Source organism: Nostoc sp. NMS7, from assembly GCF_017115085.1.
Lineage (GTDB): Bacteria > Cyanobacteriota > Cyanobacteriia > Cyanobacteriales > Nostocaceae > Nostoc.
Map to the genome: position 1 here is coordinate 35,494 of NZ_JABXKJ010000252.1, position 20,603 is coordinate 56,096.

24 protein-coding genes and 1 tRNA gene are annotated in these 20,603 nt (G+C 42.1%); 12 read left to right on the plus strand and 13 right to left on the minus strand.

Translation table 11 applies throughout. The features are described from left to right. Positions 1-43 precede the first annotated feature (43 nt). Both HWQ38_RS36245 and HWQ38_RS36250 read left to right on the plus strand, forming a co-directional pair. Positions 44-457 carry a hypothetical protein gene (locus HWQ38_RS36245; RefSeq protein ID WP_292804062.1) on the plus strand — a complete coding sequence of 138 codons (414 nt, stop codon included), beginning with the start codon at positions 44-46 and terminating at the stop codon, positions 455-457. Between the two features lie 47 nt (positions 458-504). Further along, complete coding sequence (locus HWQ38_RS36250; RefSeq protein ID WP_292804065.1) at positions 505-975, plus strand: GNAT family N-acetyltransferase; 471 nt, start codon at positions 505-507, stop codon at positions 973-975. On the opposite strand, the gene HWQ38_RS36255 is transcribed toward HWQ38_RS36250, so the two are convergent. From HWQ38_RS36255 to HWQ38_RS36280, 6 genes are all read right to left on the minus strand, one after another. Beyond that, positions 938-1,867 carry a HAMP domain-containing sensor histidine kinase gene (locus HWQ38_RS36255; RefSeq protein ID WP_292804068.1) on the minus strand — a complete coding sequence of 310 codons (930 nt, stop codon included), beginning with the start codon at positions 1,865-1,867 and terminating at the stop codon, positions 938-940. The genes HWQ38_RS36250 and HWQ38_RS36255 overlap by 38 nt on opposite strands. A gap of 98 nt (positions 1,868-1,965) precedes the next feature. Then, positions 1,966-2,574 carry an L-threonylcarbamoyladenylate synthase gene (locus tag HWQ38_RS36260; RefSeq protein ID WP_292804071.1) on the minus strand — a complete coding sequence of 203 codons (609 nt, stop codon included), beginning with the start codon at positions 2,572-2,574 and terminating at the stop codon, positions 1,966-1,968. A 155-nt stretch (positions 2,575-2,729) separates the two neighbouring features. After that, a complete protein-coding gene (prmC, locus tag HWQ38_RS36265; protein ID WP_292804074.1) occupies positions 2,730-3,620 on the minus strand; it encodes a peptide chain release factor N(5)-glutamine methyltransferase in 891 nt (296 codons plus the stop codon). Between the two features lie 25 nt (positions 3,621-3,645). Further along, a complete protein-coding gene (locus tag HWQ38_RS36270) occupies positions 3,646-4,449 on the minus strand; it encodes a Tic22 family protein (protein WP_292804077.1) in 804 nt (267 codons plus the stop codon). Positions 4,450-4,864: 415 nt separating this feature from the next. Then, positions 4,865-4,938 (minus strand) — tRNA-Pro (locus tag HWQ38_RS36275). A gap of 307 nt (positions 4,939-5,245) precedes the next feature. After that, positions 5,246-5,797: a GNAT family N-acetyltransferase gene (locus HWQ38_RS36280; RefSeq protein WP_292804080.1), complete on the minus strand. Its 552-nt coding sequence runs from the start codon at positions 5,795-5,797 to the stop codon at positions 5,246-5,248. Between the two features lie 491 nt (positions 5,798-6,288). On the opposite strand from HWQ38_RS36280, the gene HWQ38_RS36285 reads away from it, so the two are divergent. Together HWQ38_RS36285 and HWQ38_RS36290 are read left to right on the plus strand one after the other, a co-directional pair. After that, the gene (locus tag HWQ38_RS36285) at positions 6,289-7,008 is read left to right on the plus strand and encodes a hypothetical protein (protein ID WP_086763971.1); all 720 of its coding nucleotides are present in this window, start codon (positions 6,289-6,291) and stop codon (positions 7,006-7,008) included. A 274-nt stretch (positions 7,009-7,282) separates the two neighbouring features. After that, a complete protein-coding gene (locus HWQ38_RS36290; RefSeq protein WP_292804111.1) occupies positions 7,283-8,194 on the plus strand; it encodes an alpha/beta hydrolase in 912 nt (303 codons plus the stop codon). A gap of 219 nt (positions 8,195-8,413) precedes the next feature. Here HWQ38_RS36290 and HWQ38_RS36295 read toward each other — a convergent pair whose 3' ends face one another. Both HWQ38_RS36295 and mnmA read right to left on the minus strand, forming a co-directional pair. Next, entirely contained in the window at positions 8,414-8,602 is a 189-nt protein-coding gene (locus tag HWQ38_RS36295) for a transposase (protein WP_366933387.1), read from the minus strand. A 399-nt stretch (positions 8,603-9,001) separates the two neighbouring features. Next, positions 9,002-10,057, minus strand: coding sequence for a tRNA 2-thiouridine(34) synthase MnmA (mnmA, locus tag HWQ38_RS36300; protein WP_292804115.1), 1,056 nt, complete (start codon positions 10,055-10,057; stop codon positions 9,002-9,004). A gap of 298 nt (positions 10,058-10,355) precedes the next feature. Here mnmA and HWQ38_RS36305 point away from each other — a divergent pair, with 298 nt between their 5' ends. After that, positions 10,356-11,222 (plus strand): hypothetical protein, encoded by an 867-nt coding sequence (locus tag HWQ38_RS36305; RefSeq protein ID WP_292804084.1) that lies wholly within the window; start codon positions 10,356-10,358, stop codon positions 11,220-11,222. Positions 11,223-11,363: 141 nt separating this feature from the next. Here the strand turns inward: HWQ38_RS36305 and HWQ38_RS36310 are convergent, their stop codons facing one another. Together HWQ38_RS36310 and HWQ38_RS36315 are read right to left on the minus strand one after the other, a co-directional pair. Beyond that, entirely contained in the window at positions 11,364-11,591 is a 228-nt protein-coding gene (locus tag HWQ38_RS36310; protein ID WP_292804086.1) for a hypothetical protein, read from the minus strand. Positions 11,592-11,707: 116 nt separating this feature from the next. Further along, positions 11,708-11,980 (minus strand): hypothetical protein, encoded by a 273-nt coding sequence (locus HWQ38_RS36315; RefSeq protein ID WP_292804088.1) that lies wholly within the window; start codon positions 11,978-11,980, stop codon positions 11,708-11,710. Positions 11,981-12,356: 376 nt separating this feature from the next. On the opposite strand from HWQ38_RS36315, the gene HWQ38_RS36320 reads away from it, so the two are divergent. The 4 genes from HWQ38_RS36320 (at position 12,357) to HWQ38_RS36335 (ending at position 15,565) form a co-directional block, all read left to right on the plus strand. Next, positions 12,357-14,195: an ATP-binding protein gene (locus HWQ38_RS36320; RefSeq protein ID WP_292804089.1), complete on the plus strand. Its 1,839-nt coding sequence runs from the start codon at positions 12,357-12,359 to the stop codon at positions 14,193-14,195. After that, entirely contained in the window at positions 14,196-14,723 is a 528-nt protein-coding gene (locus HWQ38_RS36325; protein ID WP_292804091.1) for a tetratricopeptide repeat protein, read from the plus strand. A 91-nt stretch (positions 14,724-14,814) separates the two neighbouring features. Further along, positions 14,815-15,039 carry a hypothetical protein gene (locus tag HWQ38_RS36330; RefSeq protein ID WP_292804093.1) on the plus strand — a complete coding sequence of 75 codons (225 nt, stop codon included), beginning with the start codon at positions 14,815-14,817 and terminating at the stop codon, positions 15,037-15,039. Beyond that, the gene (locus HWQ38_RS36335; RefSeq protein WP_292804095.1) at positions 15,023-15,565 is read left to right on the plus strand and encodes a Uma2 family endonuclease; all 543 of its coding nucleotides are present in this window, start codon (positions 15,023-15,025) and stop codon (positions 15,563-15,565) included. Before HWQ38_RS36330 ends, HWQ38_RS36335 begins: the two co-directional genes overlap by 17 nt. A gap of 33 nt (positions 15,566-15,598) precedes the next feature. Here the strand turns inward: HWQ38_RS36335 and HWQ38_RS36340 are convergent, their stop codons facing one another. Then, positions 15,599-16,402 (minus strand): class I SAM-dependent methyltransferase, encoded by an 804-nt coding sequence (locus tag HWQ38_RS36340; RefSeq protein WP_292804097.1) that lies wholly within the window; start codon positions 16,400-16,402, stop codon positions 15,599-15,601. Positions 16,403-16,758: 356 nt separating this feature from the next. Between HWQ38_RS36340 and HWQ38_RS36345 the strand changes: the two genes are divergently transcribed. Continuing rightward, positions 16,759-17,502 (plus strand): DUF561 domain-containing protein, encoded by a 744-nt coding sequence (locus HWQ38_RS36345; RefSeq protein WP_292804099.1) that lies wholly within the window; start codon positions 16,759-16,761, stop codon positions 17,500-17,502. A gap of 101 nt (positions 17,503-17,603) precedes the next feature. Here HWQ38_RS36345 and HWQ38_RS36350 read toward each other — a convergent pair whose 3' ends face one another. Then, entirely contained in the window at positions 17,604-18,752 is a 1,149-nt protein-coding gene (locus HWQ38_RS36350) for a DegT/DnrJ/EryC1/StrS aminotransferase family protein (protein ID WP_292804101.1), read from the minus strand. 310 nt (positions 18,753-19,062) lie between these two features. Between HWQ38_RS36350 and fetB the strand changes: the two genes are divergently transcribed. After that, on the plus strand, positions 19,063-19,839 hold the full coding sequence (fetB, locus tag HWQ38_RS36355; RefSeq protein ID WP_292804103.1) for an iron export ABC transporter permease subunit FetB: 777 nt from the start codon (positions 19,063-19,065) through the stop codon (positions 19,837-19,839). On the opposite strand, the gene HWQ38_RS36360 is transcribed toward fetB, so the two are convergent. Then, entirely contained in the window at positions 19,811-20,110 is a 300-nt protein-coding gene (locus HWQ38_RS36360; protein WP_292804105.1) for a ribbon-helix-helix domain-containing protein, read from the minus strand. The two genes, fetB and HWQ38_RS36360, sit on opposite strands and share 29 nt — an antisense overlap. A 288-nt stretch (positions 20,111-20,398) precedes the next feature. Here HWQ38_RS36360 and HWQ38_RS36365 point away from each other — a divergent pair, with 288 nt between their 5' ends. Beyond that, entirely contained in the window at positions 20,399-20,563 is a 165-nt protein-coding gene (locus HWQ38_RS36365) for a hypothetical protein (protein ID WP_292804107.1), read from the plus strand. Positions 20,564-20,603: the final 40 nt, after the last annotated feature.

A 20,603-nucleotide genomic window follows, 5' to 3' on the forward strand; every position in this document is an offset into this window, starting at 1 on the left:
GCATTTTCAATTGCTCACCCACACCTTGCAATTTTATTCTCCTATGGATCAACCGCAAGAACCATTAACTCCTGTCCCAGATTTTGATAAATCTGATCCATCGTTTGCTCAACAAGTAGAAAGGCTATACAAACTAACAGTATATGGCAGGTGGCTGTTTGTGGGCTGTTTATGGCTGACCATTGCGCCTCTTAGCTTGTGGGGTCTACGTGGAGAAATTTCTTTGTTGCAACAATATTTTACCTGGGTAGCGGTGCGATATGGACTCTTTTACCATCCACTGTCTACCTTCGGTTTAGCCTTTTGTATTGGGATGACGGCTGCTGTTTTAGTTTGGCAAAGTCGGAATATCCTACTCGGACTACCACAGCAGGAAAAACAACGTTTAGAAAAACAAGTTTATCGCATACGTCAACAGGGAGCAACTCATCCTCTGTGGAAGTGGGTTTGTGATTAATTTTTCTTTCTCGTTACATATATATATGGAGCAATTTCTAGCAAAATATGAACGAGTCTCAGATTCAATTTAGCGAACGCAAATCTGAAATTGACCTTTACCAACTCCAAGAACTATTAAACGTTTCAGCTTTCTGGGCAAAGGGACGCAGTATTGAAGATTTAGGTATAGCCATTGCCAATAGTGAGCCAGTAATTTTTGTCTGCGATCGCGATCAACTGATTGGTTTTGCTAGGGCAACATCTGATGGCATATATCGTGCCACTATTTGGGATGTTGTGATTCATCCAGAGTATCAAAATAATGGGCTGGGAAGCCATTTAGTAGAAACCGTTTTGAGTCATCCGCGTATGAGGTGTGTTGAGCGCGTTTACCTGATGACTACTCACCAACAGGGTTTCTATGAAAAGATTGGTTTCCAGCCCAACACCACCACTACGATGGTATTACACAACCAAGCTAACCTTGCTTTCGTTCCGGCTACAGAAGATCAGCTTCAGAAATCACTAGGGGGATAGAGATTTGTAGTCTGCTAACCTGCTGAAGTGGTTCCTTCGCAATGGTCGAGGGTAGAATTTCCAACTTTCCTCCCATAACTTCTACTAAAGTGTGATTGATTAATAGCCTCATTCCTGGGGAAAGAGCAGCATTTTTTTGGTCAATCTGGGTCAGATCATCTTCAGATTTAATCAAATCAATCGACTCGCTCCACAGTATGGCATGGGTTGGTACATCCAGCCAAATGTTGACAAAATTATTTGTAGGTAGGATGCTGCTGGAAATACAAATGCTGCCTTCCTCCATTTGACTAATAGCAGTGTCTATTAAACTGATCAATATTTGGCGGAGCCAGAAGTAATCTGCCAAAACATAAATTTCTGGGTCTGCGGGTAACAATTGCAAGGGAAAATTGCGATTAGCCGCCAGCATATAAGTTAATTGATGAACCTCCTCCAAAATTTGGGCTAACGGTGTAAGCTGAATATCTAATTTATTCATACCGTGTTCAATTCGAGCAACGTTGAGAATTTCATCCATCAGCTTCAGCAACTTCAGGGTTCGCTCCTGAGCTTGGGCAATAAATTCTCGTTCTTCAGCTGGATCTTCACATAAATCTGACAAAATTAACTGATGCAAGCCAATCAGACCATTGAGAGGCGATCGCAATTCATGAGTAGTCCGCGCCAAAAAGCCGGCTTTAAACTGGCTCATTTCCCTTGCCATTTGGTATGCCAGCTGCGTTTGCTGTAGCTGTTGCGATATTGGTGGGATATCCTCTTGATCTACTGGGGATAAGCTAGATGAAACATTTGGCGATGCCTGTGGACGTAGCCATCGCCCAAATAACCTATGTAAAACTATACCTAGTGCTATTCCGGCTCCTAGATATATCAAGTTGCTCCAATTCATAATCTGGCAATTATTAACTTGTTAATTAACCACAACAGCGCCAACTAAAGTTTCGGATTTCTCTGTTGTTCAAATCAGGAAAACAACATTATAGCTACCTATATCTGGTTATCACTCGAAATCTCTAACTTGATCGCACCTTGCCGCAAAATTTGCCAATTTATCCCTGTCCATTTAGCAACGGTGGAAGGTATACCCATGCCCAGCATTTCATTCTGATATTCTGTAGTTGCTAGAGTTAGAACCTGGGGAAACTGAAGCTCAATTTCTGCGATCGTTTGCAAAGGCGGCTGACCAGAAAAATTGGCGCTAGTCGTGGCAAGGGGGCCTGTTTGCGCCAAAATAGATTGAGCGATCGCACTGTTTGGGACTCGGATGCCAATTGTTGTCGAGTCGATGGGGTTGATAACTTTTGGTAGGCGTTCACTTGCTGGCAAAACTAACGTCAGCCCTCCTGGCCAATATTTATTTGCTACTTCCTGCCAAATTTTATACTCGTTTTCACTACCTTTGACATACGGCCACAAATCTTCAGCACTAGCAGCCATCAAAATCAAAGGTTTGTCTTGACTGCGTTGCTTCGCTGCAAAAATTAATGCTGCTTTTTCTGGTATGGCTGCAAGTGCAGGAACAGTATCCGTGGGAAAGCTCACTAAAAAGCCAGCGCGTGCGCCAGCTATTAGGTCTGTGAGGGAAACTCGCGTCATTTTTATAAAGTTAGGAGTGAAAAGTAAGTAATTTTTTGTATCTTCTTTCTAATAACTCATAACCCTTCTCTAGGAGACCCTTCTCTACGAGACGCTGCGCGTAGCCTGCTTCCACGAAGTGGTACGGCAAGGGCATCGCTCATCATTCCTAACTCTTAACTTTTATAAGCTAGGGCGAAGCGTTCAATTCCAGCTAAATCAGCGTGAATTTGAATATTGCAATAATTACCTTGATTTTGCAAAAGTTCTCGCACTGCATCCGCCTGTCCAGCCATCATCTCAATTAACCACACGCCACCCGATCGCAAATAACTAGGGGAGATTTCTATCAAATGGCGAATGCAATCTAAGCCATCCGCGCCACCATCCAAAGCTAGATGTGGTTCATGGTTAATTACTTCTGGTTGCAAAGTAGGTAAGGTACTGGTGGGGATGTAAGGAGGGTTAGACACCATACCACTGAACTGACCTTTTAACAATGCCAGTGGCTCCCACCAAGAACCTTGATAAAATTTAATCCGGTCAGCAAAACCCAAATTATCGGCGTTGGCTTGGGCGATCGCCAGTGCTGCTAAACTGTAATCAACTGCATGAATTGTTGCTTTTGGCAAGACATCTGCTAATCCCAGTGCGATCGCTCCACTCCCAGTCCCCAAATCCGCCCAGTGCCCTGAAGTATTGCTAGCAGATGCTTCAGCTAAATCAATTAAGCTCTCCGTCTCTGGTCTGGGAATCAAAACCGCACTCGACACCGCGATTTTAAACTGACGCCAAGGTGTAACTCCGGCAATATACTGCACTGGCAAGCGTTCATTTAATCGCCTCTGCCACAGTTGATCTAACTCTTGTAGCGGCAATTGCAGCTGAATTTGCGGCCAGTTTTTAAAAGACTCCAAAGCCAGTGTCAACCGGTCTAATCCAGCTACCTCTAGAAGCAGCCAGTCTACCTCCCTTGGTGGGACATCAGTGGCGATCGCGGCTTTAAAAGCTGCATTCCGCCACTGCCAAAGTTGTAAACCAGAAACTATCAGATGTTTCTCCCCCATGCCTCAACCTTGGAGTGCATATCCCTTATTTTTTAGCGGGCGCAGCAGCTGGTGATTGATTCGGCGCAAGCGATCGAATAAAATTGATCGACTCCCGCGATGGATACAGAACAATTTTATTTATACCAGGATCGTTGCTGCTATTGAGAGCCTCTAGAACACCGTACAAATCCACCACCTGAATTTCAGTATTGGCTCCTTCTTTGGGCACGGCTTTTTTGAATTCGTCTAATAGAGCCACTGCTTGCTCTTTTTCAAAAAAGAAAGGGATATAGCGCTCCTTGCCTTTGGGCACGGGAATGGTCAAATAGCTATTATCTTTCTTAAATTTGGGTACAAATAAGGGAATACCATTGAATTGCTTTCCTTGTTGACCATTCTGATTCAGCATACTTGTTGCCGAAGCTACCTGTTGTTGCGTCGGCACTAGAGTATAAATTACAGAGTCTGATTTCTTTTTGCTTTCTTGGACTATTTTATAGTAGTCTGCCAAGGACAAAGGTCTTACCTGTAGCGTGCTTGCCAACTGGGGGTTTTCTTTTTTGAGTCGATTGTCAAGGAATTTTTGAGCATCTTGCTTGCTAATAAAAAATCCTACTTGCGAGATCGTCTTGGATTCGTTTTTCCTCGAAAGAACCACGAATTCGCCTTTAGGATTGGTCAGCGTGAATACGGGTACTTCTTGGAGCTTTTTCACTACCTGATCTTGTGGCAAGGCGATCGCCTCTAGATTCCCTATTCCTGGTAGATTGCCTATTCCTGATAGTCCCGCTAAAAATATACTGCCAGCTATACCCAATGTTGCGCCCAAGCGGATAAATGATTTCATGACTGCTCCTCGCATCAATAGTCCAATTAAATTAAACAAATGGTTGGATTTGCACAGCACCAACTAGCTACAGTTATATAGCAATCTATTTCAATTGTAAAAAATTCGTTGTGCATGTTGAGGTTGAGTTTTAACCGTGAGGCAGCCCGGTCTTGTTATTCCAACAAAGAGGGACTGCCAAACCCTGAGGGTCGAGGGTCAAAATCTAAGATTCCCCAACTATTTCGGGTTGCTATAATATTTTTCACAAATGGACTATGCTAACGTTCTGTTTTTGTCGGTTTCGCTTCGCTATTCACTGTAAAATGCCGTAGATGCCTATTATATGTCTTCTTAAACAGTGAAAAGTCTCTCCATTTCTGGGGCTTTGGAGACTTTACTTAATCCGCCGTAACTGTTAACTATATTAATTAAATCGGGATGACAGGATTTGAACCTGCGGCATCCTGCTCCCAAAGCAGGCGCGCTACCAAGCTGCGCTACATCCCGTTACACTTACCTACTTTTTGCGGTTTGGTATTAACTTACGATCAAGGCGATCGCTATTTCGCAAAATGCATTAATTTAATCATATCAGATAACACGGCTTATGCCTAATCTTTTTTATCTTTTGCAAACACAATTATAGATTACATCGTTACACTGATAAAGGTTTTTTGCCGACTTAGTTTTACAAGATAAATATTATATACTTGCGCGTTCGTCGGCTGAACCTTGCAAAAACACATCAAAATAATAGATTTTTGCTATTATACCTGATTTTCTTGTGCAAATCGGGTTTTATTTTGATTGAGCGCTAGTGAGGATACCAGAACATACCTTTGATGCCTTCTGGATCAGCCATAAACCCCATAGTTCGGTAAAAATCTACAACCTGGGGGTCGGCAAAGAGAGTGACATTACTAATTTCTTCACTCCTAAGTTTTTTGAGAACGTATTTCATCAGTGCTTTACCCAGTCCTTGACTTTGAAAGTCTGGGTGAACTACCACATCCCAAATAGTGGCATTAAACGCGTGATCTGAGGTAGCGCGGGCAAAACCAATGAGCCGCTTTTGGTTTCCTCTCACCTGCCACATTGAGGCGACAAGAAAACTATGCTCAATAGCTTTTTTCACTTTTCTTAGAGGACGACGTGACCAACCAACTGCATCACAGAGTTCTTCTAGCTCATACAGGTCAATGTCTCGCTCCGTACTGAAGACGATACGAGCCTCCTTTGAAGAAGTTTCGCTAATGCTGTTGGGGTTGGAGTTGCCCGCAGTTTGCGCTGTATGCTCTTCAAAGGAGTTTGTCCTAGTTGTCGCTACAGATTCAGGAGTACTAAACCAAGTTTTCCAAAAACCCATGCCAACGTGGTTCGGGTAGTATAACTGAATTGGTTTCCACTCTCAGGAGTGTTGATTCACCTTTAACATAGCTACTCCCATTTACTACCCCTTACCACTCAAATTTTTTCGGTTGCTTTCGGGATTTGCAATGGCAACAGCCAGTTAAAGCGTGTTTCACACCAATCATTTTCAACTTTAGCATTTTGTTTTGACGTTTGCCCCGCCGTGAACGCACGGGAATTCTAAATATTACTTATAAACAATTCACTCATTGAAAATTCAAAATTCAAAATGGAAAACTTAATCTTGGCAATTGCTCGTATAGAGCTTAAATGCACGTTAGCTTAGGAGTGAATTGTATACAAGGGATTGGGCATGGGGCATGGAGCATTGGACATTGGGGATAAGAGAAGGTGTTCTCTTATCCCCAGTGTCCCCCTTGTCCCCAAGACCCAACACCCAGCCCCTAGTCCCCAGGTGATGAAAGCAAGCGAGTCTTACCCTTAACAATGGCTTCTGGTTTAAAATCTTCAACACTGGAACTCCTAAAGCGCTTTAACCGAGCGTTTCCCCAGTTTTATGAGCAATTCGTCAGCAGTGAGATTCAACTCCAAAATTTACGGCTAGCCTACCGTCTCTATAAAACTAGACGCGCTGTTATTGAGCTAAAACCGGAAGGTAGCAAAAGTGCCTTGCATTTTGCTTACCGCAACCAGTCTTTTCTCCTCAGCGATATTTTTGGTGTACTAGCAGCTTATGGGTTGACTATCCACGGTCTGAGTCTATACGGTCAGATCCGTCCGCCGATGTTAGTTTTTATTAAGCTGTTGGTGTCTCGTGGTAGTAAAGCCTTGACCGACAAAACCGCAGAAAATGTCTGTCGCGCGATTCGGGAGGCTTTAGGAGGTCGGTTTGAGGTAGAAGAGATGCTGGCAGTAGAATTCAATCTTGACACTGGCTTAGAGCAGGTACAAACTGAGTTCTATGTCGATCCGGTCTTTCATCTCCCTGCCCTAGTGATTGAAGCCGATAATCAACCAGGATTATTCTACAAAGTGATGTACGCCATTTGGCAGGAAGACCTGCTGGTAGTCAATGCCAATTTACTGGTTTGGCGCGGACGTACACGGCTAATTCTTTACTTGTTGGGCCCAAATGAAAGCCTCATTCCCGAATATCTCGGTCACAAAATTGCTGAAGGGGTGCGACAGAGGTTGTTGGGTAAATGATAAAAAACTCCACCCACAAGGGGATGGAGTTTTTAGTCATTGGTCATTGGTCATTGGTCATTAGTACCAATGACCAATGACGCTCATCGGCGGGGCGGCTATCCCTCTCCACCCCACTCAAGGGAATTGAGTTTCCCGCCGCTTTCAATAAAAGTGAGGAGTTATGAGTTATGAGTTAAAAATTAACAATTCCTCACTCCTAACTCCTAACTTCACTTCTAACTCTTCGCACTCCGTATTTAGTCGCACCCGCTCTTCGGGGTACGATATAAGTATGGCAACTATCGAAATCTTGGGCGTTCCACACGCATACGAGCTAACGGCTCCCACTTCCTGCCCCCATGCTTTAGTATTTATTCACGGTTGGCTCAATAGCCGTGGATATTGGCAACCTGTGATTTCCCGCCTCTCAGATGATTTGCAGTGCCTTTCCTATGATTTGCGGGGTTTTGGTGAATCCCAGTCCCAGGTAAAAACCGATTTTAGTCAGGCACAAACGTCTCTGAGTCTTATACCGATCTCCAGTAGTGCGGTTGGCTCACCTTTCGATTCTCTTTATACACCTGCTGCCTATGCTCAGGATTTAGCAATTCTGCTGAAACAACTGAATATTACTAGTGCTTGGCTAATTGGTCACTCCTTGGGAGGCACGATCGCTCTTTGGGGAGCAGATCAAATACCTGAATGTGTTAAGGGAGTTATCTGTATCAACGCTGGTGGTGGTATTTACCTCAAAGAAGCTTTTGAGCAGTTTCGCTCGGCGGGTCAGAAATTTTTGCAAGTCCGCCCGCGTTGGCTGTCCCAATTGCCTTTGATTGATTTGCTATTTACCAGAGCCAGTGTGGCACATCCTTTGGAGCGCTATTGGGCACGTCAGAGACTGATTGATTTCGTTGTGGCTGACCCGGAAGCATCTCTGGGAGCTCTGTTAGACTCGACAACTGAGGAAGAAATCAATCGTTTACCTGAGCTAGTATCCCAATTGAAGCAGCCAGTTTATTTTTTGGCTGGTGCCGAAGATAAAGTTATGGAACCCAAGTATGTGCGCCATTTAGCTAGCTTTCACAGACTGTTCCAATATTCTGGTGACAATGTTTTGGAAATTCCTGATTGCGGACACCTGGCGATGTTGGAACAGCCCGATGCAGTGGCGAATCATATCCTGTCGATAGTCAAAAGTCTATAGTTATTGGGCATTGGACATTGGATATTGGACATTGGGCATTGGTGCTTATACCAATTTAATATGAAGCTGCATAGAAAAGAGCTTCTAAAATAAAGTTATAAGAGGAGATAGACATTATAGCGGCTGCCATAATGGTTAGGACAAGTCTGTTATGAATAGCTGTGACAGCCGCTCTCTTAGGGTTTGCGAATGTCCTAAGCTGTCTGTCTACTGCTATACCTACTCAAATGTTAATTGCTCGAACAATTGTTGTATGCGAGTGCGTAAATCTTGCAAAGAAGAAAAAAGTTCATTGTTAAGAGATTTTTTGAGAAACTGCCAATGCCTTTCAATTGGATTAAGTTCAGGGGAATGAGGTGGTTGAGCCAGGGGAATAATATTTTCAGGCCAATTAATTGCACAACTTATGTGAGTTCCTCCTTATGTAATTGCGGCTAATTTGTGCTTATGTCATGTTATTTTGGCTCTTAAGCGTTAGTTTCCAACCATTCTTTTAGTAACTTATTGAGTGTCTCTGCCATTGACTTATTTTTTTGGTACAAGCTACTTTGAAATCAGTTTTCACTTCTTTTTCGATGTAGACGCTTAATTCTGCCATTCCCTTAGATATCTTTTTAGGAGATAGAGCTTTCTGCGCTTATGTCGATCCGGCTACTATTAAAAAACTTGATTGTGATGCCGTATTCGGTTATAGTCCGTTAAAACTGACTTTAGCTATTAGCCCCGAACTTCAGTTCTGTGCGGTTTCTGTCTAGAACAAAATAGCCCTGAATTTTGGTTTATGCCAAAATAGGGTAAGAGTTATTATTAACTAAATTGCTCAATTATTCCGCCACCTAATACTTTTTCCCCGTCGTACCACACCGCAGCTTGTCCGGGAGTGATGCTGATTTGGGGTTCATCAAACACCAAACGCACACGGAAGTTTTCCAAAGGAATCACCGTCACTGGTGTAGCCGTTGAACGATAGCGAATTTGCACTTGGGCATGAATTGGGGTCGATGGTTCGGCAATAGAAACCCAGTTTACCCGATTTATAGTGCATTCTGGCTGAGTTACCTTAGTGCGATCGCCTACTACTACCTTATTACTTTCCGCATCTAATTCAATCACATACAACGGTTCGGCAGCAGCAATCCCCAAACCTTTGCGCTGTCCAATGGTGTAGTGATGCACACCATCATGCTGTCCCAAAACTTTGCCTGTGACATCGACAATATCGCCTATTTTGGGAGCTAAATATTTATCTAAAAATGCCCGCATGGAACCGTTACTTTCCACTAAGCATAAGTCTTGACTTTCTGGCTTATCAGCAGTTTTTAGTCCGTATTCAGTAGCGATGCGGCGGGTGTCAGTTTTTTCTAGTTCGCCTAGAGGAAATATAGTTGCTGCAAGTAAATCTTGAGACAAATCATAGAGGAAGTATGACTGGTCTTTGTTGCGGTCAACAGCCCTTAATAATTCGTAACGTCCAGTTGCTTCGTTATGGCTAATTCGGGCATAATGACCAGTGGCAATGCGATCGCATCCCAATTCTTCACGAGCATACTGCACCATTGGCCCAAACTTCACCGTTTTATTGCACTGAGAGCAAGGCAAAGGCGTAATTCCAGCACTATAACCAGTTACCAGGTAATCGACAATATGCGTCTGAAAGAGATCCCGAATATCTACAACCTGATGAGGAACGCCCAGTTGTTCACAGAGATCAGCCGCGTCAATCATACCTTCAGAGCAACATTGACCTTTGCCTTTCATTAGCCAAAGAGTCAAACCAATCACTTCATAGCCCTGATGGTGCAGGATAGCTGCGGCGGTGGAACTGTCAACGCCACCAGAAAGACCAACGACGACTTTTTTCATACAAAGCACGACACGATCGCTGCGTGGTTGTCCAATTGTAGCACACACTCTTTCATTGCCTTGCTACCAAAGCACTTCAGTTTTAAAGTCACCAAAGTAGCTCCGATATCGCTGTTCAATCTCCCATCGCCCTGATCTAAGATTAGTTACAGACGCATTTTTTGCCACGCAGATGGGTTAATTTGACGTTAACGCTATATAGTTGCTACAACGGTGAACTAATTAGTTCCTGATGGAAATTACCTAAAAATATTTTGATTATCTAACTACTATGTTGAGAGGAATACTAAGTCAATTGATGCGATTTAAGATGCAGCGCCAAAGTTCTGAGGGTTGGAAGCCGAATATTAGACTTTTCCCCTTGTTAGTGGGAGGATGGTTAATGCTGATTCCCGACTCTACACCAGTACAAGCACAAATCTACAACAGCAATGTGCTACTGGCTCAACAAGCAGGTGAAATTTTACCGCCACCGCCAATAATTCCCTTGGGTCAACAGCCATCACCGCAGTTACAACCATTACAAAACAATCAATTAGAGCAGAATTTTCAGCCCTCCCAACCATTACAAAACAATCAATTAGAGCAGAATTTTGAACCCTCTCAACCTGCACAGTTTAGTCAATCTAACCAGAACTTTGAGCGCTATTTAGTTTACGTTGATGGTAGTGATTTCCAGACGCTACAACAAATACGTCAAATTGAACCCAGTGCTTACATTCGCCAATATCAAGGACGGAATGTAATTCAGTCAGGAGTTTTTAACAAAGTATCTAACGCCCAACAACGAGTCAGTGAGCTACAGTCACGAGGTATATATAGCGCTCGGATTATCAGCTTCGCTAATGGACAGGAAATAGGTGTAGGCGATCGCAATAATCGCAATAATCGCAATAATATAACTGCTACTAGGCCAGTCTCTAGATATTATGTCGCCATTCCGACCACTTCAGAACAGTTACCTGCGATCGCAGCCCAAATTAGGCAGAATCTAGCCCGATTTACGTCAGATTTAGGACGATCTGGCGCAGTCCTCGAAAGGACGCAACCACGAGGTCCACACGTAGCAGTCGGGCCTTTCCCTGATCGATTCCAAGCTGAGGAATGGAATAAATATCTCCGAAATATAGGATACGCGAATGCTAGGGTTTATTACGGAAAGTGAATGAGAGACGCGATTAATCGCGTCTGTACAGGATTTGGGAGTAGAGACGCGATTAATCACGTCTGTTTGGAGGATTTGGAATTTAGGAAAAAATCTCAAATCCCAAATCAAAAATTGAATTATTTCCCACTCCCTAGATTCTTAACGTAGGGATTCAATAATTACTGCTGTTGTAATTAAACACAATAGCATAATTCCCAGTGGAAGCAAAAACTGTTGTAAAATGTACAGCAGTATGGGGATGATTTGTAAGATACCTAAACCACTGGATAGAAGGTAGGCGATCGCAATGCCAAATAGCAGCCACAAGAAATATTTCAAGGATTTAGAAGCAAAGCGAAATAGAAGCGTATCCTGATTGGTGTCCATAATTTTACTCACGAATTTAGCTAAATTTTTAACAGTGAATATTCTTTTTGATTTTCCATTGCTTTCTGAAAAAATCAGGTGATGAAAAATCATACCCAGTCGGAACAGTATTAGTTTTACAGGTGAAGAATTGCCTGATTGGATGAATTATTCCCAGACTGTTGCTGCTTTTGTAGATGATTTTGCTTGTGATAATTAGCTAATAGTTGGAACAAAATAAACAAGCTCAACAACAGCAGCAAAAACGAGCCTAAACCAGAGGGATACTTATTTATTTCGCGCTCAACACCACATTTGAGGCAGACATATCTATTGGGATTACCTGTATCTTGGGCAAAAGGGCACTGATTTTGATTGCAATCATGATGACAATCTTTGTCTAACATCATTGAACCTCCTGTAGGATAAAGACTTAGATACTTAGTTGTAAAGACCCTCTACAGAATCTAGTTAGTTAATACCTACTGCCTATTTAGTAAACACCACTTTCATCAGTCATTAATATGGGACAGTAACAAGTAATATCTGTGATTTACGGTTCTTGCAGTAGCAGCGCTGGTAAAATCTCTCCTCAACCACCTTTTATTCGCGCTTAACTTAACTTCGCCTGTATTAATTGCAATAGTAATACAGTCCAAAATGCTTTGCAGTTGGATAAAGTAAATACCCTACCGAGTAGGAAAAAGTAATTTGTACTATGATAGGTAGGAAAAAGTAGTAAAAATATGGTTATAATGAATTACAAATGATACATCAAGTTAACAAATGGGTGCAGAAGAAGCCTTAGAGTTTGTAGATAACTTGGTTTTTCTCACGACGGGAAAACACTTAGATAAAACTGAAAGGATTATCTTGCGTCATTTGTGGGAGGATGAAAAGCGGACTTACCAGGATATTGCCAACAGTTCTAGTTATACGGAAGCGCATTTAAAAGCAGTGGGTGCAAAACTTTGGCATTTACTATCAAAAGTGCTGGGAGAGAAAGTCTCAAAATCTACCTTCCAAGGCGTGGTTCAGGGATTTAGAACAACCCAAGAGTCGCAAAAAATTAGTAATATTCCCAATTTAGCGGGCAATGAGGCTAAACCCCAAGATTTAGATTCTAACTTTGTCGGGCGCGATCGCCAAATAGCCGATCTCCACACCCTTGTCAGTCGGGGAGCAAAAGTTATTCTCATCCAGGGTGAAGGCGGTGTTGGTAAAACCACCTTAGCACGCAAGTATTTTAAAACTCAAAAGTTTAATTTTTTACTGGAACTGTGGATGGCCACAGAAATCCAAAACATCACTCCTGTAGAGAGTGTGGTTGAAGAACGGCTGCGGCGAGACTTTAACGAAGAACCGGGACGCGATTTTGGCATCAACTTGGAGCGACTACGGCGGAAATTGCGAGAGCAAACTTCAAAAATTGGGGTGTTTATCGATAATCTTGAAACTGCTCTCGATAAAAATGGCAAGTTCCTAGAATATCGTCGTCCTTATGTTCAGCTATTGAGAGTATTAGCAGATGTCGATGTGCATTCAGTTACTTTAGTAACAAGTCGTGAGCGTTTGTGTGAGTCTAGTGTAGAGGTTAATCTCTATCCACTCGGAGGTTTAGATGATGAAGCGTGGCGACAGTTTTTTAGTCGTCGGCACATCAATTGTGATTCTACTATTCTGAGTGAAATGTGCAGAGCTTGTGGAGGTAACGCCAAAGCAATGCAAATTCTCCGAGGAGCAATATTGACAGATTTTCACGGTGATATATATGCTTATTGGCAGGATAACTGTACAGATTTATTAATAGAAAGAGAATTAAAAGATTTAGTCGCCAGTCAATTTACCCGTCTCCAAGAAAATGACTTAGAAGCCTATCGCCTCCTATGTCGTTTAGGATGCTATCGTTATCAAGATATTACTTCATTACCGATTGAGGGAGTTTTATGTTTGCTTTGGGATGTACTAGAACCAAAACGTAAAGGTGTAATTAAAGCTCTCCAAGATTTATCTTTAATAGAAGCGAAAAAAGGGCAATACTGGCTGCATCCTGTAATTCGTGATGAAGCGATTAGTCGGTTAAGGTTAGTTAGTGAAGAATGGGAATTAGTAAACCGAAAAGTCGCAGACTTTTGGACGCAACTAGTTGAAACAGTCAGAAATATCAATGATGCGTTGACGGCTTTAGAAGCTTATTATCACTATGTAGAAATTAGTGATTTTGAGCAAGCTGGTGATGTAATTTTACAAGGGCGAGGTAAACAGTGGAGTATAGGATTGCCTTTAGGTTGCTCGTTTTACCAACTGGGACTGCTCCAGAAAAATTTCTCTGTAATTAAACGGTTAATAGAGCAGATAAAATCGCCAGAAAGACTAATTAAACTTTACAATATACTTGGGTATACATATCAAATTATCGGGTGTATTAGAGAAGCTATAGAATGCTATGATAAATCAGGAGAAATATTAGACGAGTTAGATGAAAAGCCAACAAAAATCCCCAAAATTTCTATTTTGTTCAATGCAGGACTTTGCAAACTTGAATTATGGGAAATAGAAGCAGCCGAATATTGTTTCAATTCTGTTTGTAGCCTTGCTGAACAAAATACTAATCTTGATGATTAAATGACTTATGCTCAATGCTGTTTAGCTTTAATTAAGTCATGTGCTGGTAGCAGAGAAGATGCTTTTGAGCTTGCTGAAAATGCCTTTTCTACTATGTCATCATCAAGTAGAGTAACTTTATGGGGAATAGGGCATAGTTTAGTAAATCTCAGCTTAACTTATAAAAATTTAGGTAATCTGAAAAAATCTTTTGAGTTGTGCCAACGAGCTATATTTCATGCTGAAGAAAACAACTTTACCCAGATAAAAGCTAAAGCTAGAAGTTGCCTAGCTGTGCTTTATCGAGAACAGGGAGAATTTACTACCGCACTTTTTTATCATTTAGAAGCAATCGAAATCCTTGATAAAATAGGTGCTAAGTCAGACTTGGCTGAAGCTTATTATCAAAGAGGATTGACTTATCAAAGAATGGGTGAAATTGATCGGAGTAGGGAAAATTTTGGGCAAGCAATCGCACTTTTTAACGAAATGCAAGCACCCAGGCAAGTTGAGAAAATAGAAGCGGCAATGGAGTATTTTGAAACATAAGCGATACTATTCGATTTTTTGAATTTTGAATTGTTAAGCATCTTCTCGAATCATCTGGCTAAACTCATTGACTGCATCATATTGATCTGCCATGCGCGAATACTGCGCGAACAACTCTATATCTAAGTCTGGAAAATTCATCCCAGCTGACGTTATACAGCAAAACATAGGAAGTCTTTGGAGTGACAGGTTTGGCGATGACTGGGAAATTCATGGGGCGATCGCTCCTGGAGAGGTCTATAAGTATTACGATATAGTAATTCTAGGCAAAATAAAGCGATCGCTCCTACAGAGGTTTTATGTCCCTGACGCTTGAAGACTTGGAAAAAATGCAGCAACAGTATCCCGACTATTGCATGGAACTAGTCAAGGGTAATATTATTGTTATGAGTCCATCAGGATACGAATCAGATGAGGTCGCAGCTGAAATGGTAGCCCAGTTACGTAACTGGGTTAGACCGCGCAAACTGGGACGAACAGCAGCTTCTAGCGCTGGTTTCAGATTGCCAAATTTAGATTTGCGCGCACCGGATGCTTCATTTGTTTTAGCCGAACGCTTGCGTCGCAGTCCCAAGTCTTTTGCTCAATTGGCTCCCGATTTGACTGTCGAGGTGAAGTCCCCTAGTGATAAATTAGAGGATCTGAGAGCCAAGATTAAAGAATTTCTGAGTTTGGGAACTAAGGTAGGAATTTTGCTCAATCCAGATGAACGGATTGTTGAAGTTTATAACTTTGGACAAGAGGCAATAATACTTCGTGATGGCGATATTTTAACAGTTCCCGAACTGCTCCCAGGATGGGAAGTACCAATTGCAGATTTGTGGCCTCTAGAGTTTGACTAGGATAATTACGAATTACGAATTACGAATTACGAATTACGAATTACGAATTATTTTAACTTTCTGGAGTTTAAAAACTACCGAATATGGACGTGTTTTGGAATTGAAAAGCTTCTGGTCGTTTTCTGCAAGATGATATCGCTCTGGGGTAATTCTTGGCTCTTCAAATTCGTCCACAGAAAAACCTGCTGCCTTAAAAGCTTTCCAGTAATCGGAAATAGGACGATGAAACCAGATAAATGGTGTTGTAAAATGGTTCCAAGGTTGGTCATTGCGTTGCGTCCTTTCAAAATAAGAAGAAGCCCAACTATAGCAAACCGTCCCATCCTCATTTACAGTCGTCGAGTCGCCTTGGGGAAAGCAAGGATGTAAGAACACCAGGATTGCAATACCACTAGGCTTGAGAACTCGATTAAATGCCCTTATTGCTCCTTCGAGATCAAGCAAATCCATGAGAACGTAATTGGAGATGATCAGATCAAATTGTTCATCTGGAAGCGATTTGAGTTCAGTGCATGAATCCAAATGAAAATCTATATCTAGATTATTTTGGCTAGCTCTGAATTGGGCAATTTCGATCATTTGAGGTGAAAAATCTACAGCAGTTACACTGGCTCCTTTAAGGCAAAGCTGGCGTGCCAGATATCCTGTGCCACAACCAGCATCGAGGACAGACAATCCCGCAACATTACCAGCGAAACTCCATAGTACTGGATCTGAGTTGAGAATTCGATTGCCGTCGCCATCTTCGCCAACTTGAATATCCCAGTCTCTAGCTCTATTATCCCAGAGTTCAAGTATTTCTTTCTCGCTAATGTTTGCCATTATTTCTTCAGTCATATCTTCCTCCTGAAAAGAATAACTTAATTATTTTTACATAGATATCTGCTAAAAATTATGGTATTTTGCAGTCCTGTACTACATTGAATGCCCTATTGAATTAGGAGAGTAAACTCCAAGATCAAAATTTTACAAGATCAAGATTAAGTGGTTACGCAAAATTATTTAAGCTATAAATGCTAACCCAAAAGCTATAAACGATTCGCTACGAACTTATGCAAAGCTGTACTTAGCGATCGCAATTCCGAAAAAAGAATAAAACTATCAAGATTTGGCAACTACCATAGTGATTTAGTCCCTGATCAACTGAGTAACGGTAGAATATACCTAATTTTCGTACCTTCAAAAGCCAAACTATGACGATGCATTCTACACTCAAACGTGCATTTAATAACCGCCGCGTTCTAAAAGTGATCACCGGCTTAAATAACTTCGACGCCGCTAGTGTCGCCGCTACCGTTAAAGCTGCTGATTTTGGCGGTGCTACTTTTGTCGATATTGCCGCCGATGCAACCTTAGTCCAGCTAGCTAAAAGTTTGACAAATTTACCAATTTGTGTATCGGCAGTAGAACCAGATAAATTTGTGCAAGCTGTGGCAGCTGGTGCTGATTTAATTGAAATCGGAAATTTCGATTCCTTCTATGCTCAAGGACGGCGCTTTGAGGCTCCAGAAGTGCTAGCGCTGACTAAGCAAACCCGCGCTCTCTTCCCGGAAATCACCCTATCTGTCACGGTTCCCCACATCTTGGAACTAGATCAACAGGTACAGCTAGCAGAAGAACTAGTGAAAGCGGGAGCGGACATTATCCAAACCGAAGGCGGCACTAGCAGTAATCCAGTTCACCCAGGAACTTTAGGATTAATTGAAAAAGCTGCCCCCACCTTGGCAGCAGCTTTTGAGATTTCCCGCGTGGTGTCAGTGCCAGTATTGTGTGCTTCCGGCATTTCTAACGTTACCGCACCATTAGCGATCGCTGCTGGTGCGGCTGGTGTTGGTGTTGGTTCCGCCATTAACCAACTCAATAGCGAAGTCGCCATGATTGCTGCCGTGCGTGGCTTGGTGGAAGCGTTAGCGACTGCAAATGCAGTAATGAAATGAGTGATGAGTTAGGGGTGATGAGTTATGAGTTGAAGAAACTTTTATTTATTCAAAACTCCCAACTCCTGTACAGACGCGATTAATCGCGTCTCTCCCAACTCCTAACTCCTAACTTCCTTCAACGCATAAATCACCTGATCTTGCTGCTGTTGTGTGAGTTCTGGGAACATAGGCAAGGATATGACTTCATGGCAAGCTTGCTCTGCTATTGGTAAGTCCCCAATTTGATAACCCAGACTTTGATAAACTGGCTGCAAATGTAAAGGGTGGGGGTAGTAAATCATTGAACTCACGCCCTGTTCTTGCAATTGACTACGCAGCCAATCTCGATATTTGGCGCTAGAACCATTTCGCCCTTCGCCTGAGATGCGAATAGTGTATTGATTCCATACCCCAATACCCCCAGGTAATTCTTGGGGCGGGATTATCCCTGGAATTTTACTGAGGAACTGGTAGTAATAGTTGGCAATATCTCGTCGGTGATCATTCCAAATATCTAAATAACGTAGCTTAATCTGCAAAATAGCCGCTTGGAGAGCATCTAAGCGGCTATTTACACCGATTTCTTCGTGTAAATATCGAATTTTACTACCATGATCCCGTAGTATTCGCAGTTTAGTGGCGATCGCTGGATCATTAGTCGTTATTGCCCCACCATCGCCACAACCACCAAGATTTTTGGTAGGGTAGAAACTAAAGCAACCAATATGTCCAATGCTTCCAAGTTTTTGATCAGCCCAAATTCCGCCTGTAGACTGAGCGCAATCTTCAATTATTGATAAATTGTAAGACTGAGCGATCGCCATCAATGATGTCATATCCACAGGTTGTCCAAATAGGTGAACCGGGATAATCGCTTTGGTTTTGGGTGTAATCACCGCCGCTACTTGCTCCACATCCAAATTAAACGTAGTAGCGTCAATATCAACGAAAACAGGCTTTGCACCCACGGCGCTAATCACTTCCGATGTCGCAATAAAGGTGAAAGGCGTTGTAATCACTTCATCGCCTGCACCAATTTCCAAGGCTCGTAACGCTAAGTAGAGCGCATCAGTACCAGAATTACAAGCCACACATTCACTAACAGTATTATAAGCAGCAAACTGTTGCTCAAAGCCTTCGACTAAGGGGCCGCCGATATAGCGGCCAGAAGCCAGAACCTCTAAGACGGCTGCACTTACTTCTGCTTCAATGCTGGTGTATTGCTGCTTGATATCAAAGGCAGGGATGGGATTTACACTTTGGATCATGAGTTCTGATTTTATCGGGAGATACATAAGGATGCACTTCGACAGTCAATTTTTGCTTAATCAAATAGGAGCTACTGAAAGACTATCGCCCAAGATACGCATCTATTAGGGTTTTTACTTAAATCGTCGGGCGGGAAACTACCGCACATTTAATTTACAGATAGTAGGCATACTAGGTGTTTGCCATTTTAAGGTTGTACCATTTTGAATTGATGAAAGTGATATATATCAACCAAGATCCAACACATCGGATCAAAGTTCCTCTTGTGTGCGCTGCTTTGAAAAGAAAATACCAGGAAATAGAGAACTCATGCCGGATTTAATCAAGCTGGATTTTGTGGATTTAGCTATTGCTGTGGGATTGATGGCGTTCGCCATTGGTTTATCTGCCTGGGAAAAATTAGGATTAGAGTTGAACTTAGCCCTTGCTACTGGGAGAACCATTTTACAACTTCTTGTATTGGGATACATTTTAGATTTCATCTTGGCTTTAGACAATGCTTGGGCAGTTTTGGCGCTATTAGCAATAATGCTGACAATTACGGCGATTGTCGCACGAAATCGCATCAGCCAAAAAATTCCTCATCTATTGCCTTTGGTATGGGGTGCAATTTTAATTAGTACCGCCCTGACAGTGCTTTACACCAACTTTTTGATCATTCAACCAGAGAGATGGTACGAACCACACTATATAATTCCCCTGGCAGGCATAGTTTTAGGTAATGCTACCAATGCAGCTGCGATCGCAGGCGATCGCCTTGTCAGCACCATTAACTCCAGCCATCTGGAAATAGAAACCCATTTGAGCTTAGGTGCAACTCCAGAGCAAGCAGTTAGTCAGTATCGTAAAGATGCCATCAAAGCCGGATTGATTCCCACTCTCAATCAAATGATACTCATAGGTATGGTCGCAATACCAGGAATTACCACCGGACAGTTATTAGCTGCTGTTAAACCCTTGGATGCTGTATCCTACGAAATTTTGATTATGTTCATGGTGGCTTTCGCTAACTTGTTGACAACAGTTTTAGTCACGAAGGGATTGTGTCGTCAGTTTTTTAATTCTGCCACGCAGTTGGTGAGGTGAAGGGATTAATCTCAAGCTTCAAAGCTTCCCACTGAGCTGGGGCAAATTCTGCCTCCATCTGTAAAACTTCCCTTTGATATTCTAGGTCATTTGCCATTTCTGCTAAGGCTGCATCAATTTCTGCCCGTTTTTCAGCAGCTAGTTCACGCCGTAATGCCCATGTTACAAACTCGTTGCGGCTTTTGGCTTTTCCTGACTGAATGGCTTTATCCGTTGCCTCTAACAAATCCTTTGGGAGGATCAACGTTGTGCGAACTGTCTGTTGCTCCATACCGTTCTAGCAAATGATGTTTGCTTTGATGACTTTTATAACATCATTTTATTCATAATTGATTTCTTTCTATTGCAGTACGTTAGACATAAGGTTGTAACGCAACGGCAGTTATGATCTAAGGAAGCCTGAGCTACACCTGCCTCCCCTACTTAAGATTTGCACCTCATTGCGGCTCTACCGCGAGTAAACTTGGATCTAGGCAAAAGTCCTAGAAAAAATACTTAAATTTGCATCTCACATTTTATTAAAAAAAGTGACGGAGTTTTCAATAAAAGGTAAATTAAAATGGCATTTAGTAATTATAAAAGTATTAGCACAGTCATTAACAAGTTTCAAATTAAATATGTACAGTCTAACTTTATGTTGGAACTAGGATTTCCTGTTGAACAATCTTTTAAAGAAGAATTAGATTTGCTATTTACAGATGGAGTTATTGTATCCGCTCAATAAGTTGCGGTAAGCAAAAATTATTAGCGATTGTTGAATCAAT